16 protein-coding genes and 1 tRNA gene are annotated in these 15,322 nt (G+C 66.0%); 1 reads left to right on the top strand and 16 read right to left on the bottom strand.

The window, feature by feature from the left end; genetic code table 11:
• Positions 1 to 251 precede the first annotated feature (251 nt).
• The 14 genes from LL962_RS08130 to LL962_RS08065 all read right to left on the bottom strand — a co-directional run bounded on the left by LL962_RS08130 (position 252) and on the right by LL962_RS08065 (position 11,702).
• Complete coding sequence (locus LL962_RS08130; RefSeq protein WP_146092292.1) at positions 252 to 653, bottom strand: hypothetical protein; 402 nt, start codon at positions 651 to 653, stop codon at positions 252 to 254.
• A gap of 20 nt (positions 654 to 673) precedes the next feature.
• Complete coding sequence (locus LL962_RS08125; protein WP_104584484.1) at positions 674 to 1,246, bottom strand: Panacea domain-containing protein; 573 nt, start codon at positions 1,244 to 1,246, stop codon at positions 674 to 676.
• Between the two features lie 244 nt (positions 1,247 to 1,490).
• Positions 1,491 to 1,565, bottom strand: a tRNA-Val gene (locus LL962_RS08120).
• A gap of 167 nt (positions 1,566 to 1,732) precedes the next feature.
• Complete coding sequence (locus LL962_RS08115; RefSeq protein WP_104584486.1) at positions 1,733 to 2,086, bottom strand: PilZ domain-containing protein; 354 nt, start codon at positions 2,084 to 2,086, stop codon at positions 1,733 to 1,735.
• Positions 2,083 to 3,042 (bottom strand): DNA polymerase III subunit delta', encoded by a 960-nt coding sequence (locus tag LL962_RS08110; protein ID WP_228316523.1) that lies wholly within the window; start codon positions 3,040 to 3,042, stop codon positions 2,083 to 2,085. Before LL962_RS08110 ends, LL962_RS08115 begins: the two co-directional genes overlap by 4 nt.
• Positions 3,039 to 4,112 carry an endolytic transglycosylase MltG gene (mltG, locus tag LL962_RS08105; RefSeq protein ID WP_228316522.1) on the bottom strand — a complete coding sequence of 358 codons (1,074 nt, stop codon included), beginning with the start codon at positions 4,110 to 4,112 and terminating at the stop codon, positions 3,039 to 3,041. Before mltG ends, LL962_RS08110 begins: the two co-directional genes overlap by 4 nt.
• Before the next feature lie 60 nt (positions 4,113 to 4,172).
• Complete coding sequence (locus LL962_RS08100) at positions 4,173 to 5,528, bottom strand: aminodeoxychorismate synthase component I (protein ID WP_228316521.1); 1,356 nt, start codon at positions 5,526 to 5,528, stop codon at positions 4,173 to 4,175.
• A gap of 160 nt (positions 5,529 to 5,688) precedes the next feature.
• Positions 5,689 to 6,924, bottom strand: a complete 1,236-nt coding sequence (fabF, locus tag LL962_RS08095; RefSeq protein ID WP_228316520.1) for a beta-ketoacyl-ACP synthase II — start codon at positions 6,922 to 6,924, stop codon at positions 5,689 to 5,691.
• 141 nt (positions 6,925 to 7,065) lie between these two features.
• Entirely contained in the window at positions 7,066 to 7,305 is a 240-nt protein-coding gene (gene acpP / locus LL962_RS08090; RefSeq protein ID WP_002814322.1) for an acyl carrier protein, read from the bottom strand.
• Between the two features lie 204 nt (positions 7,306 to 7,509).
• On the bottom strand, positions 7,510 to 8,253 hold the full coding sequence (gene fabG, locus LL962_RS08085; RefSeq protein ID WP_228316519.1) for a 3-oxoacyl-ACP reductase FabG: 744 nt from the start codon (positions 8,251 to 8,253) through the stop codon (positions 7,510 to 7,512).
• An 81-nt stretch (positions 8,254 to 8,334) separates the two neighbouring features.
• Positions 8,335 to 9,279 (bottom strand): ACP S-malonyltransferase, encoded by a 945-nt coding sequence (gene fabD, locus LL962_RS08080; RefSeq protein WP_228316518.1) that lies wholly within the window; start codon positions 9,277 to 9,279, stop codon positions 8,335 to 8,337.
• Positions 9,280 to 9,835: 556 nt separating this feature from the next.
• Complete coding sequence (locus tag LL962_RS08075; protein ID WP_104584500.1) at positions 9,836 to 10,813, bottom strand: beta-ketoacyl-ACP synthase III; 978 nt, start codon at positions 10,811 to 10,813, stop codon at positions 9,836 to 9,838.
• Positions 10,814 to 10,903: 90 nt separating this feature from the next.
• Complete coding sequence (rpmF, locus tag LL962_RS08070; RefSeq protein ID WP_104584502.1) at positions 10,904 to 11,095, bottom strand: 50S ribosomal protein L32; 192 nt, start codon at positions 11,093 to 11,095, stop codon at positions 10,904 to 10,906.
• Positions 11,096 to 11,192: 97 nt separating this feature from the next.
• Positions 11,193 to 11,702, bottom strand: coding sequence for a YceD family protein (locus tag LL962_RS08065; protein ID WP_104584504.1), 510 nt, complete (start codon positions 11,700 to 11,702; stop codon positions 11,193 to 11,195).
• Positions 11,703 to 11,811: 109 nt separating this feature from the next.
• On the opposite strand from LL962_RS08065, the gene LL962_RS08060 reads away from it, so the two are divergent.
• Positions 11,812 to 12,387 (top strand): Maf family protein, encoded by a 576-nt coding sequence (locus LL962_RS08060; protein ID WP_228316517.1) that lies wholly within the window; start codon positions 11,812 to 11,814, stop codon positions 12,385 to 12,387.
• Between the two features lie 101 nt (positions 12,388 to 12,488).
• On the opposite strand, the gene LL962_RS08055 is transcribed toward LL962_RS08060, so the two are convergent.
• Together LL962_RS08055 and LL962_RS08050 are read right to left on the bottom strand one after the other, a co-directional pair.
• Positions 12,489 to 14,282, bottom strand: coding sequence for a hypothetical protein (locus LL962_RS08055; protein ID WP_228316516.1), 1,794 nt, complete (start codon positions 14,280 to 14,282; stop codon positions 12,489 to 12,491).
• A 32-nt stretch (positions 14,283 to 14,314) separates the two neighbouring features.
• Complete coding sequence (locus tag LL962_RS08050; RefSeq protein ID WP_228316515.1) at positions 14,315 to 15,322, bottom strand: glycosyltransferase family 2 protein; 1,008 nt, start codon at positions 15,320 to 15,322, stop codon at positions 14,315 to 14,317.

Genomic DNA, 15,322 nt, shown 5'->3' with positions numbered 1-15,322 from the left:
GAGTCACGCAGACATGGCGGACTCGTCGGGTTGCTTGTGTTTGGAATAATAGTTGGCTTTGCACCGATTGGGGAAACATCAGAGCCCCAGATCTGCGCTCCGTTGTGCACGCGCTCAATGTTGAGCAGCAGGGTCCGGACAAGTTCATCATCTCGCGTCATTGCAAACTCCTCTCACGATGGGTGGTGCCGCCTACTTCGGCACGACGATAGCTTCTGTCCAACGAAAAAGCCCCGCTTTCGCGGGGCTTCTTACCAAGCGCCTTGAATGGCGACAACTTCCTTTCCACTCAAAAGCACGCTGTCTTTGGTGACGGCTCGCACTGCGCGCCTCGCTGGCGTAGAGAGCCGTCCCAGGAGAACCCTTGCATCTTGCGCATAGCGGTCCTCAAGATCGCTCGCGGTGGGACCGCCAACAAGCTCACTGCAGTCCAATACCGAATCGCGCCTCAGGAAGTAATGCTCGCCCTGAAGTAGCTGCACCTGGTGCCCCATCAGCACATCATCAATTCGCTGAAATGAGGCCGGATTAGAGTTGATAACAAAGTAGCGAAGCTCTGGTTGCATAGTTGCGACCACGAAGAACTTCCACTTCGGCGGCCTGCAAAACGAACACCAGATATGGAAAACTGACCCAACTTGAATCTTCAGCATCCTCCCTGAAGCCCCGGTGGTCAGTGCGCTACTGAGGGAGTCTCAGACTCCTCTCCTGGGTGGCGGTCAGCTAAATACTCGATCAGCGCAGGGCCATTGGGCAGAGTGGCAGCAATGGCGTCCAACTCCATGTCAGCACACCGATTGTTGCTTGCCTCGGCAGATGCCCATGCAGCGCGCCAAGCATCGTCGTGAGAAGCATCAAACACGCCCTTCCAGTTGCCGGCCTTATGGATCTCAGCGGCGTGGTTTAGTGCGTCGATGTCAGAACGGCTCAGCTCATCAATGTCTGGGGCGCGCAAAAGCTGGAAGGCGTTGCCCTCAAGCTTCAGCCACTCACGTGCAGTCGGCAACGGGTCGAAGTGATCCCTGCTGCCGCGAACGAACTTGCACAGGTTGTAGGCACGGTCAGGCACCGGCCCTCTGGGCATCGCCACGTAGTGATCACCGCTGATAGTGCGCCCAAAGCGCTGCAGATGCTGCTTATCTGCGAGATAGAGCATCTTCATCACGGAATAGAGATCGGCCCCGGTCTCGTTGACCAAATAGCCGATAGCAGCGATAGCCTTTTCTGCCTTGAATTGGCTTTGCATTGAATAACCTCATGTGCGGCTGCTGGATACAACCTACACTGCTTCTGTTCGCGATTGTACGGATGGCGGAACGACTAGTCCACGGCTTTCCCACAGACTTATCCACAACCATTCAGTCATGCAGGGCATAGTAGCTGCATCCGATATCGGCAGCTGAGACTAGAGATTCAATCGCTTTTGCACTTACGCAGCACTTACGAAAAAGCCGACCTCAGGCCGGCTTTCCGCAAAACAGCTTGAATTGTGGTGGGCGGTACAGGGATCGAACCTGTGACCCTTGCCGTGTGAAGGCAATGCTCTACCGCTGAGCTAACCGCCCGGTGACGCGAGCCGCACATTATAGGGCAGCGGCGGCAATCGTCAACAGGTGTTTCCCTGCCCGTGTGACGCGACCGCATCGCACCGCTGTCGCCTCGACCCGGCCGCGGCGGCGAAGGGCTTGCCCCTATGCGTGAGGTACCATCCCGCCGCGCCAGCCCGCTCCTTCTACATCGTGTGGGTCGGCTTGTCCGAAGTGGTCAGTCCGGCCAGCAGGGTTTCGATCTTGTTGCGCACCGCCTCGCCTTCCGGGCCATCCGGGAACTGCACGCCGATGCCGGCGGCGCGGTTGCCCTGGGCACCGGCCGGCGTGGTCCAGATGACCCTGCCGGCCACCGGCAGACGCTCGCTGGAATCGGGCAGGGTCAGCAGGAGGAACACTTCGTCGCCGAGCATGTAGCGCTTTGGCGTCGGCACGAAGATGCCGCCGCCCTTCACGAAGGGCATGTAGGCGCTGTAAAGCGCCGGTTTGTCCTTCAACGCCAGCGACAGGATGCCTTGGCGCGCATTCATTGCACTCATCGAGTTCCCCTAGAACGTGGCTGGCGCTCTCCCTGGCGCCAGGCCAGCAGCAATTCCGTCACTGCCAGGTCGGCACGGACGGTGGTGCGCAGCAAATCGCGGGTGCGATTGGCGGCATCGAACCAGGTCGCCAGCTTGTGCAACCGCGACGCATCGGTCAAGCCGGACGATGCCTGCGCCAGGGCCAGGTCGGCGGCGTGGCGCAGGCGTTGGTCGGCCTGACCGTCGCTGGTCCAGCGCTGCGCCACATCCACTGCACCGGCACGGCCGCTGGCGATCTGCTCCAGGTCCTGCGCCACCGCACGGCGCACCGCCAGGCCGTCCTCGCGCAACCACTGCGCGGCCAGCCCGGGATGGCCGCGTGCGGCATCCAGCGCTTCCTGCGCTGCGCGCGCGTCGACGCCTTGCGCCAGCAGCCACGCCAACGCCTCGTGCGCGGGCGGCAGCTTGAATTCCAGGCGTTGGCAGCGGCTGCGGATGGTCGCCGGCAGGCGCGCCGGCTGCGCGCTGATCAGCCACAGGTAGCGGCCGGGCGAAGGCTCTTCCAGCGTCTTGAGCAAGGCGTTGCAGGCGGCGCGGTTGATCGCATCGGCCGGGTCGACGATCACTACCTGGGCGATGCCGTACTGCGGGGTCAGCGACAGCTTCTGCGAAATCTCGCGCACCTGCTCGATGATGATCTCGGTGCGCAGCTTGTCGCCAGTACGGTTGGGAATGAAGGAGACCAGCTGCAGATCCGGATGGGTGCCGGCAGCGATCAGCTGCCGTGTGCGCTGTGCCAGCGCCGGGTCGGGCGATGCGGCCAGCACGTGCTCGGCCAGCGCAAGCGCCACCTCGCGCTTGCCCAGGCCTTCCGGCCCGCAGATCAGCAGCCCATGCCCCAGCCGGCCGGCATCCAGCGCCGCCACGGTCTGGTCGAAGGCGCGCTGCTGCCAGGGCGAAAACGCGGCCGTCATGGTGTGGGCTCCCGCTGTGGCGCGTCCGGCAGACGGCGACGCTGCAGATAACGCGCCACCGCGGCGTTATGTTCGGCCAGCGTGGCCGAGAAGGCGTGGGCGCCGGTGCCATCGCCCACGGCCACGAAGTACAGCGCATCGCCGGGCGCCGGGCGCACGGCCGCCAGCAGCGCCTCGCGGCCCGGCATGGCGATCGGCGTCGGTGTCAGGCCGGTGCGTGTGTAAGTGTTGTACGGCGTGTCGGTGGTGAGGTCGCGGCGGCGGATATTGCCGTCGTAACTGCTGCCGATGCCGTAGATCACGGTCGGGTCGGTCTGCAGCTTCATACCCAGTTGCAAACGACGCAGGAATACCCCGGCGATCAGCGGGCGCTCGGAGCCCAGCGCGGTTTCCTTCTCGATGATGGAGGCCAGGATCAGCGCCTGCTCCGGAGATGCCAGCGGCAGATCGGGCGCGCGTTGCGCCCAGGCCTGTGCCAGTGCCTTGTCCATCGCCGCGTGCGCGCGTTTGAGCACATCCAGGTCGCTGTCGCCGCGCTGGTAGAGGTAGGTCTCCGGCAGGAAGCGCCCCTCCGGATGCTGCTTGGCCACGCCCAGCCGTGCCATCAGCGTCGCATCGTCCAGGCCGCCGATGGACTGCTGCAATGGCGTGGCCGTCGCCAGCGCGGCGCGCAGCTGGCGGAAATTCCAGCCTTCCACGATCGTGAAACGGTACTGGATCACCCGCCCCTGGCGCATGCGCGTCAGCAGCTCGCGCGGCGACAGCGCCGGTGCCAGTGCGTATTCGCCCACCTTGAGCTTGCCGGCCGCATCCACCTGCCGCGCCAGCAGCTGCCATTCCAGATCCACGCCCTGGGTGATGCCGGCGTCGCGCAACTTGCGCAGCGTGGCCTTGAGTGAATCACCAGGTGCCACCACCACGCTGGGCGCGGTGGCATTGGCCGGCGTGTCGGCGAACTGCAGGTAGTGCCGCCAAGCCACCAGCGCGGCAATCGCCACTAGCGCCACGAGCAGCACTGCCGTACCCAGCACGGCCAGACATCCGCGTTTGCCAGTCACCGCCACACCCACCTCGTCATTGCCCCAGCGCCGCGCAGGATACCGCGCACCGGTGATGTCCCGTTGAAGCGCTCATTCCCGATCCAGCGCGCGCAGCACACCGCGCGCCTTGGCGCGGGTTTCGTCCAGCTCGCGCTGCGGGTCCGAATCCACCACGATGCCGGCACCGGTACGGAACCGCACCTGGTTGCCGGCCACTTCGGCGGTGCGGATCAGGATGTTCAGATCCATGTCGCCATCGCGATTGAGCCAGCCGAACGCGCCGGTGTAGGCGCCACGCGCGGTCTGCTCCAGCTCGGCGATGATCTGCATGCAGCGCACCTTCGGGCAGCCGGTGATGGTGCCGCCGGGGAAGACCGCCGCGATCACCTCGCCCGGGGTGACGCCGGCACGCAGGCGGCCGCGCACGTTGCTGACGATGTGGTGCACGTGCGCATAGCTTTCCACTGCCATCAGCTCGTCCACCTCCACCGAGCCCGGTACGCAGATGCGGCCCAGGTCGTTGCGCTCCAGGTCGATCAGCATGACGTGCTCGGCGCGTTCTTTCGGGTGGCCGACCAGCTCGCGGATGCGCGCCGCGTCGTCGTCGCCGGCAAAGCGCGCCCGCGTGCCGGCGATCGGGCGGGTCTGCACCACATCGCCATGCACCGACACCAGCCGCTCGGGCGAGGAACTCACCACCGCGCGCCCGGCCGCGGCGAACACTCCGGCGAACGGCGCCGGGTTGGCCGAACGCAACCGGGCGTGCAGCGCCGCCGGATCCACCGCCGCGGCAAACCGCGCATTCCAGGCGCGCGAGATATTGGCCTGAAAGACATCGCCGGCATGCAGGTAATCGAGCACCCGGCGCACCGCAGCGGTGAAGCGCTCGGGCGCGTCCTCGTCGACCGCCACTGGCCCGACCCAGGCCGGCAGCGGCGGCAGTGCGGCGCAGGCCGCGAAGTCGTCCACGATACGGGCCAGCAGATCGGCACGGCCCGGCTCAGCCAGGGCGATGCACTCGCCTCGCACGCGATCGCGCAACACCGCCGCCGGCGCGCGCAGCGCGAGTGCTGCAGGCAAGCCATCGGCGCGTGCGGGCAACTGCAGGATCGGCTCGACCTGTCCGGCCAGTTCGTAATCCAGCAGCACCGCCCAGCCACCACGAAAGGGCCACGGGCTGTGCGCATCGTGCGGCACGCGCTCGGCCTGCCAGGCAGCATCCAGCGCAGCCAGGAAACGGCCTTCCAGCACCCTGCCCTGGCCATCGCGGGTGCGGCCATCGGCATCCAGCCGCAGGCTGCCGCCATCGGCCAGCAACAGCACGTCCCAACGCCCGTGTTCGGTACCGGAGGCGGTGGATTCGAGCAGCGCCGGATACCGATGCGGCGCCAGCCGATGCAAGGCCAGCAAGTCGATGTCCGCAGGCAGTGATCGGGTAAGCGTCATCGGTCGGGCGTGGCGTGGAATGCGAGAACGCGCCGCGCTGGTGAAGCGGCGGCGCGCATGGAAGGATGGATCGGCAGCGGAGAAACACGGCGCAGCTTACGCACCGATGCACGCGCAGCGGCGTTGCAGCATGCGCGCGCGCCTTCACCGGCGCGTCGGCTCAGACGCGCTGGAACACCAGCGTGCCGTTGGTGCCGCCGAAGCCGAAACCGTTGGACATCACCGCATCCACCCTGGCCTCACGCGCCACGTTCGGCACATAGTCCAGGTCGCAACCTTCGCTGGGCTCTTCCAGATTGATGGTCGGCGGAATGATGCCGGTATGCAGCGCCATCACCGAGAAGATCGCTTCCACGCCGCCGGCCGCGCCGAGCAGGTGGCCGGTCATCGACTTGGTCGAGCTGACCATGGTCTTGTAGGCGTGGTCGCCCAGCGCGCGCTTCATCGCCAGGGTTTCGGCCAGATCGCCCAGCGGCGTGGAGGTGCCATGCGCGTTGAGGTAGCCGATCTGCTCGGGATTGAGCTTGGCATCGCGCAGTGCCGCGAGCATGCTGCGCGCCGCACCTTCGCCATCCTCGCTGGGAGCGGTCATGTGGAACGCGTCGGAGCTGGCGCCGAAGCCGACCAGCTCGGCATAGATGCGCGCACCGCGCGCCTTGGCGTGTTCGTACTCCTCCAGCACCAGTACGCCGGCGCCGTCACCCAGCACGAAACCGTCGCGCTGCTTGTCCCATGGGCGCGAGGCCGCGGTGGGATCGTCGTTGCGGGTGGACATGGCCTTCATTGCGCAGAATCCGCCCACCGAACTCGGCGAGGAGCCACGCTCGGCGCCGCCTGCCAGCATCACGTCGGCGTCGCCGTACTGGATCATGCGCATCGCCGTGCCGATCGAGTGGTTGGAGGTGGCGCAGGCCGACACCGCCGAGAAGGTCGGACCCTTCAAGCCCTTGATCAGGCTCACCTGGCCCGGCAGCATGTTGATGATGGTGCTGGGCACATAGAACGGCGAAATCTTGCGCGCGCCGCCCTCGTTGAATTTGATGGTCTGCTCTTCGATGCCGAGCAGCCCGCCGATGCCGGAGCCGAGAATGGCGCCAACCCGTTCGGCATTGCTGTCGTCGATTTCCAGCCCCGAATCGTCCAGCGCCATGAACGAGGCGCCGACGCCGTAGTGGATGAACGAATCCATCTTCTTGACGTCCTTGGCGGACACAAAAAGCGTGGGATCGAAATTCTTGATCTCACCGGCGATCTTGGTGGTGAACTGCGAGGCATCGATCTGCGTGATCGGGCCGATGCCGGAGCGCCCGTGGATGATTCCATCCCAGCTGGTGGCCAGATCATTGCCCAGCGGGGACACCATGCCCATGCCGGTAACGACAACACGACGACTCATTGCAGATCTCCTCACCACGGAACGGACGGTGCTTGCGGTTTGCGGGTGACGCTTGAAAAACACAGGGCCGCATCAGCGGCCCCATGGAATGTCTGACGCAGCAGCGGCGTGATGCGCACTTCCGCGGTCAGGAACAACGCATCAGCTCTTGACGTGAGCCTTGACGTAGTCGATCGCCTGCTGGACCGAGGTGATCTTCTCGGCCTCTTCGTCCGGGATCTCGCACTCGAACTCTTCTTCCAGCGCCATCACCAGCTCGACGGTGTCCAGCGAGTCGGCACCCAGGTCATCGACGAACGATGCGCTGGTGGTGACTTCCTCTTCCTTGACGCCGAGTTGTTCGACGACGATTTTCTTGACGCGTTCTTCGATGGTGCTCATTGGGGATATCGCTCCAGATGGAGTAGTGGTGGTTCGAGTTTCAGGATCCCCGCACACGGATGTGCGGTGCTCCTGTGAGGGACTCACAAAACGCCATCGCCGCTGCGATGGCCGCGCTGAATAGTGTAGTGGAAGCGCCCGGGCCTTGCATTGCAACACAAGTCCCGTCCGATCAGCCACTTAGCGCCTGCCGGCACCGCACGCTCACGGCATGTACATGCCACCGTTGACGTGCAGGGTCTCGCCAGTGATGTAGCGACCGGTCGGGCCGGCCAGGAAGGCCACCGCATTGGCGATGTCTTCCGGTGCGCCCAGATGCCCGAGCGCGATCTGCTGTAGCAGCGCCGTCCGGGATTCCTCCGGCAGCGCCTTGGTCATGTCGGTATCGATGAAACCGGGCGCCACCACGTTCACGGTCACCCCGCGCGAGCCGATTTCCTTGGCCAGCGACTTGGAGAACGCGATGATGCCGGCCTTGGCTGCAGCGTAGTTGGTCTGGCCTGGATTGCCGGTGACGCCGACCACCGAGGCGATATTGACGATGCGGCCCTTGCGCGCCTTCATCATGCCGCGCATCACCGCCTTGGAGGTGCGGAACACGCTGGTCAGGTTGGTGTCGATGATGGCCTGCCAGTCGTCGTCCTTCATCCGCATCAACAGATTGTCGCGGGTGATGCCGGCGTTGTTGACCAGGATCGAGATGGCGCCGAATTCCTTGCCGATCGCATCGATCAGGGCATCGACCGCCGCGGCGTCGGTGACGTCGAGCTCGCGGCCGTGACCGCCGCCGGGAGCCAGGCGCGCGCCGATGGCCGCCGCACCGGACGCCGAGGTGGCGGTACCGATGACGGTGGCGCCCTGGGCGGCCAGGATGTCGGCGATGGCCGCACCGATACCGCGGCTTGCGCCGGTAACGAGGGCGATTTCGCCCTGCAGTGGCTTGCTCATGACAACTGTTCCTCGAAGGGGGACGTCGCGCTCATCGCCGCGAACGTCGAGGGGATCTGCATACCGGATGCGTGCGCCGAATCAGTGCGTCCAGGCCTCGAGCGCACCGGCGTAATCGGCCGGTGTTCCCAGCGCGCGCGCGTCCAGGCTTTTGTCGATGCGCTTGATCAGCCCGCTCAGCACCTTGCCGGGGCCGCATTCGGCGACGCGGGTGATGCCGCGGGCGGCCAGCGCCTGCACGCAGCCGGTCCACTGCACCGGCAGGTACAACTGTTCCACCAGCGCCTGGCGGATCGCCTCGCTGCCATCGTGCACGCGCGCGTCCACGTTCTGCACCACCGGGATCTGCGGCGCCTGCCAGCTCAGCCCGGCCATCGCTTCGCCGAGCTGATTGGCCGCATCGCGCATCAGCGGGGTATGCGAAGGCACGCTCACTGCCAGCTTGACCGCCTTGCGCACGCCGCGCTCGGCCAGCAGCGCCAGCGCGCGGTCCACCGCTGCGGCATCGCCACCGATCACGATCTGGCCCGGCGAATTGAAGTTGGCCGGCACCACCACCTGGCTGCCGGACGCCTCCACGCAGACCTCCTGTACCAGCGCATCCTCGGCACCCAGTACTGCGGCCATCGCGCCGACGCCGGCCGGCGCGGCTGCCTGCATGAACTGGCCGCGCAGGCGCACCAGGTGGGCGCCGTCGTGCAGCGACAGGGCGCCGGACGCGACCAGGGCGGTGTATTCGCCCAGGCTATGCCCGGCCAGCAGCGCCGGACGTTCGCCGCGCTGCGCGTTCCACAGCCGCCACACCGCCACGCCCGCAGCCAGCAGCGCCGGCTGGGTGTACTCGGTGCGGTTGAGCATCTCTTCCGGGCCGCCCTGCGACAGCGCCCACAAGTCGACGCCAGCGCCATCGGAGGCCTCGACGAAGGTCTCGCGGATCTGCGGATGCAGTTCGGCCAGTTCGGCCAGCATCCCCAGGGACTGCGAGCCCTGGCCGGGAAAGACGAAGGCGAGAGTGGATTCGGTCACGCGCGGCTACCAGCAAAAAGCGAGCCGGGATGATACGTGCGAAATCGCTCTGGCGTCTGTACTGTCGCGTATGCAGTCGCGCCAGCCATACCGCCTGGAGTTCCCCGGCGGCCCGCTGATGGCAAGCGCCCGCCGAGCATCCGAGCAGTCGCTACACGCGCTGCCCTACGACGTCTTCGATGCCATGCATGCGGCGAAAGGCGACGGAGAATCGCCACTGCAACGCACGCTGCGGCGTTTCCTGGATATGCAGCCCATCCAAAGCCTGGAGAGAGCCCAGCCTGGTCAGGCCAAGCACCGCAGCACGCGCCGCGCGCAAGAACCAGGCAGCCGCGGCAGCGGGCACCTGCACACAACGGTCAATGGCATAGGCTACGCCCGCGCAGCGCCGGCCACGCAAGCATGGCCGCCTGCCGGCACAGTGGAGACGTCGGGTTCGACCGAACGTTCCAGGGACGTATTCGGCATCGGGGCATACGATCTGCCGCAATCGCCCGCGCGGAGCACGGTGGCATGCGTCGCAGGGCCCTGCCGGCACGGCCGCAGGACAGCAGCCTCAGTAGCGCAGCAGCGCCGAGCCCCAGGTGAATCCACCGCCGAAGGCCTCGAGCAGCAGCAACTGGCCACGCTGCACGCGGCCGGAACGCACCGCTTCGTCCAGCGCCAGCGGCACCGATGCCGAGGAGGTATTGCCGTGGCGATCCACGGTGACGACCACCTGGTCCATCGGCAGTTCCAGCCGCTTGGCGGTGGCTTCGATGATCCGCAGGTTGGCCTGATGCGGAATCAGCCAGTCCAGATCGTGCTTGTCCAGACCATTGGCGGCCAGGGTCTCGTCGACCACCGAGTCCAGCGCCTTGACCGCGTACTTGAACACGTCGTTGCCTTTCATCAACAACGCGCCGCCGCCATTCTTGCCTTCGCCAAAGCCGACCGAAACGCCGACCGGATCCCACAGCAATTCCTTCTTGCTGCCGTCGGCATGCAGATGGGTGCTGAGGATGCCGGTGTCTTCGTCGGCCTTGAGGATCACCGCACCGGCACCATCGCCGAACAGCACGCAGGTGGTGCGATCGGTCCAGTCGACGATACGTGTCAGGGTTTCGGCGCCGACCACCAGCACCGTCCTGGCGTCGCCGCTGCGTACGAACTTGTCGGCCACGCTGAGCGCGTAGACGAAACCGGAACAGGCGGCATTGACGTCCATCGCGCCGCAACCGACATTGCCCAGCCGGGCCTGCAGCAGACAGGCCGTGGACGGGAAGATCAGGTCCGGAGTGGTGGTGCCGACCACGATCAGATCGATCTCGTCGGCGCTGACACCGGCGGCTTCCATCGCCTTGAGCGAGGCGAAGTACGCCAGATCGCTGGTGGTCTGGTCGTCGGCGACGATGTGACGTTCACGGATGCCAGTGCGCGAGAAGATCCATTCATCGCTGGTGTCGACGATCTTGGACATGTCGTCGTTGGTCAACACCTTTTCGGGCAAATAGCTACCCGTGCCCGCGATTCTGGAATAGATCCGCTTGCTCATACCGTTTCCTGTTGCAAGAGCCGCAGTAACCGGCGGCTCCGGAAGAAGCGAGGGTCACCCGGCCACGTTCAACGCGGCGGGCGCCACGGATCAGTCTTCTTGGACAGCCGACTTGGTGGTGATCACCTTCTTGCCACGGTAGTAACCGTCGGCGGTGATGTGGTGGCGCAGGTGGGTCTCACCGCTGGTCGGGTCGGTCGACAGCTGCTTGGCGGTCAGGGCATCGTGCGAACGACGCTGGCCGCGGCGGGACGGGGTGACACGGGATTTCTGCACAGCCATGGGATTGCTCCAACTTTAGTTCGATAACTTGTCTGTTGAGTCGAACAGCACGCTCTACGCCCGCGTCGACCTGTCTTACCGCCCTTCACAGCGGCGGTTACTGTTTCTTCAACGCTGCCAGCGCCGCGAACGGGCTGGCCTTGTCCTGCTCTTCCTGGGTCGGAACCCATTCGGCTTCGACGGCCTCGCTCCCCGGTGCCACCGGCACGACCGGCACCGCCAACACCAGCTCGTCCTCCACCAGATCCAGCGCCCGCAGCATGCCGTCTTCGGGCATCAGCAAGGCTTCGTAATCGGGCGGCAACGCGGCTTCCTCGTCCTCGTCGCGGATCAGGCCGAGACGCTGGCTGATCTGCACCGGGTACAGAAACCGCTGCAAGGTGCGCTGACAGGTCAGCGGCAGCTCGACATCGATACCGAGTTCGACATAAGCGACCTTGAGCAGGTCGTCCTGGTCGAATTGAAGCGAATAAACGCATTCGCCCTCGGTGTCGGCCAGGCTGCCCTGCAGGCGGGTCATCGCGGACAGCGGGATGCGGCCATCGAAGCGCCTGCGCGCCGCGACCATCCGCCAGGCATCCAACATTTCGGGTACGTTCGCGGACATAAGCCGCAGAATGTTAAAGATCCGCCGCAGCCGTGTCAAACCCGCGCGCGCCCCCCTGTCTCGCGCCGCCCGTGCTGGCAGACTTCCCAGCCCGACCGGAAGCCGCGCCATGATGCCACGCCTGATCCTCGCCTCCACCTCCGTCTACCGTCGCGAGCTGCTGGGCCGCCTGCGGCTGGACTTCGCCACCGCCCGCCCCGAAGTCGACGAGCAGCCGCAGCCAGGCGAAGCGCCCGACGCCCTGGCCAGCCGCCTGGCCACAGAGAAGGCCGCCGCGATCGCGACGCAGGCTCCCGACGCCTGGGTGATCGGCTCCGATCAGGTCGCCGACCTGGACGGCCGCGCCCTCGGCAAGCCGGGAACCCTGGACCAGGCACGCGCGCAGCTGAGCGCCATGTCCGGCCGCACGGTGCGTTTCCATACCGCTGTCAGCCTGGTCGGCCCGGACCGCCGCCTGCATGCGCTGGATATGACCGAAGTGCAGCTGCGCCCGCTGACAGCTGTGGAGATCGAACGCTACCTGGCCGCCGAGCCGGCGCTGGACTGCGCCGGAAGCTTCAAATGCGAAGGGCTGGGCATCAGCCTGTTCGACGCCATTCGCAGCAACGACCCCACCGCCCTGGTCGGCCTGCCACTGATCGCCCTGGCACGGCTGCTGCGGCAGGCGGGGTTTGCGATTCCCTGAGCGACATAGGCGTCGCGCTCCGCACGCATCCAGAGCTGCAGGCCGTCGACGGCCACGTGCCGCGCGATGATCGATCGCTACGCCGCCTGCGGCGCGCAATCTCACCGCGGGCGCGCAAGCTCGCAGAACTGATAGGGGTATTCGGCCTGTCCGACCTGCGACGACAAGGTGACGCAGCGCGCCGGATCCAGCATCAGTCCGTATGCGGCCAGCTGCCGCTGTGCGATCTCGCGCACCGCACGATCCGCAGCCGCTGTGTCCAGTGCCTTGCCGCTGGGGACAGCGAGCACACAGCGCCCTGATTGCATGGGCGCCAGTTCCGCGCGCAGGCCATGCGCGATCAACCAGCGCAGCTGCGCACACTGCGGATGGACATCCCAGCCGAACCGTTGGGCCAGGCGGTTCATACGATCGACCCGCAGTTGCTGCTTGTCGCGCGACGCGCCCAACATCGCATACAGCTGCGGCCGCTCGGCGATCAGTTCACGCACCCGTCGACGATACGCGTCGGTCTCGGAAAGATTGGTTGCGACCCCGATGTATCGCGCCTGCTGCGGCAGCAGCGGCACCCGCCAGGACTGCGGCTCATCGCCGACCAGCAGCACGGTGGAGGCAGCGGCATCGCCAAGCACCGGCTGCGTGATACCGAAGCTGTCGCGCGCCCAGGGTTCATGGCCCCAGTCCTTCCAGCCCACCACCGCAACCAAGGCGCACAGACCGATCAACCAGGCCGCCTTGCGATCTGCCTGGATTGCAAAGGCCCGCCTGCAGACGATCCACAGCACCAGGGGCGCCAGCAACTCCAGCACCACCAGGTAACGATGGATGCTGAAGATCGCCTGCCATAACGCATAAGCCAGGCCGAAAAAGACCAGCAGAACGACACCGGAGCGATCCAGGACGCCTGCCGCAACCGGACGCCGCACCACGCTGCGCCCCACAGCGAGCAGGGCCACCGTGTACAGGACAGCCCAACCCGCCTGCACCAGACCGAGATCGCCGATCCGCTGCGGTTTGAGCGTGAACAACAGCGGCCAGACCACGTGCTCGCCGAGGTTGCGCGGCAACCAACGGACATCGGCGACCGAGACCGGCGCCGCCAATGGAGACTTGAAAAAGCCATTGAACTGCGGAAACAGCGGATTTCCCAGGTGTTGCCAAACCTGCCAATACCAGGGCACAGCCACCAGCGCGAACACCAGCGATGCGCTTGCCACCACCACACCGAGCGCCAACACGCGCGAGCGCAGGCCCCCACCGTCGCAGAGCACGGCCGGCGCCAACGCCAGCGCGTACAGCGCATTGGTGAGCTTGAGCGACACGGCCAGGCCGATCAACGCACCGACGGCGATCCATGTCCATACGACGCGCCCACCCTGCCGCGCCAAAGCCTGCGCCCACACCACCAGAGCCAATGCCGCCAGTACCGGAATCGCGCTGGCGGTGTCGCCCATGGTGCCACCCAGTTCGGACAGGAACACCGCGCTGCACAGGCCGGCCACCGCGAGCAGCGGCGCCCATCGCGCGCGCAGGGGATGGTGCGACAGGACCCGCCATGCCACCGCCACTACCGGGACGAAAACCACCGCATGCAGCGCCCCCAACAGCGCACCGACCAGCGGCCCCGGCAGATGCAGCATCAGCCAGGCATGCATGACGTCCAACAACGGGCTGAAGTAGCTCTGCAACTGCGCTGGCGCCAGGTCGACGCCCAACCGATTGCCGACCCAGGCATGCCCGATGTAGAGATGATAGTTGCGCAAATCCCAATTGGCGTCCTGGCCCAGCGCGAGCGATAGCAGCGCTCCGGACAGCAGCACAGCGCACACTGCGGCGACGACCTGACGCTGGGAATGGAAACCGAAGCGGCAGTCCAGCCATTGCAACAGGCGCATGTGCCGCGTCGCAGCTACGGTCGCCGCCGCCATCAGCGCACACCCTGGTCATGCGACCGCGGGGCTACGCTGCCTACGCCCGGTTCGGCCAGATACGCCAGGTGCTTGGCTTCGACACGTCCGCGCGTGACCGTATCCAGGATCAGGCCACAGGCCAGCAACAGGAACCCGAGCAGCATCAGCGCCACGCACAGGATCGCGGTGGGAAACCGCGGCACCAGCCCGGTGGCGAAATAGGTCTCGAACAACGGAATCGCCAGCATGATCGACAACGCGGCGCTGAGCAGAAAGCCGATCGAGAAGAACAGTAGCGGCCGTTCGGCCTTGAACAGCTTGACGATGGTGGTGAGAATGCGCCATCCGTCGCGCCAGGTGTTCAACTTGCTCTGCGAGCCCTCCGGGCGCACCCCATAGGCGGTCTCGACCTCGGCTACCGGCATACGCAGCTGCAGCGCATGCACGGCCAGTTCGGTCTCGGTCTCGAACCCATGCGCGTGCGCGGCGAAGGATTTGACATAGCGTCGCGAGAACACCCGGTAGCCGGACAGCATATCGTCGAAACTGCGGCCGAACAGCAGGCCCGCGCAACGCGTCAGCATGACGTTGCCCAGCCGGTGGCCGGGGCGGTAGGCGGCCTGCTGTTGATCGCGCCGCGCACCGACCACCATGTCCAGGCGTTCGTCGATCAGCTTGCGCACCAACCCAGGCGCCGCAGCGGCATCGTAGGTGGCGTCGCCATCGACCAGCACGTAGATGTCGGCCTCCACATCGGCGAATCCACGCCTGACCACATTGCCCTTGCCTTGCAACGCGACGCGGGATACCCGCGCGCCCGCTGCACTGGCAATCGCCGCGGTGGCATCGCTGGAATTGTTGTCCAGCACGTGGATCGCCGCATCCGGCAGGGCCGCAGAAAAGTCGCCGACCACCGTGGCGATGGTGGCCGCCTCGTTGTGGCACGGCACCAGTACGGCGATGCGCAGCGCGGTCGATGACGCTGGAGATGACACTGGATAAGTCACGGGCGGGACGTCGGTCAT

The organism is Xanthomonas sp. NCPPB 1067 (assembly GCF_020783795.1).
In the GTDB taxonomy this organism is placed as follows: Bacteria; Pseudomonadota; Gammaproteobacteria; order Xanthomonadales; family Xanthomonadaceae; genus Xanthomonas; species Xanthomonas melonis.
This window is presented reverse-complemented; position numbering and strand designations above follow the sequence as displayed.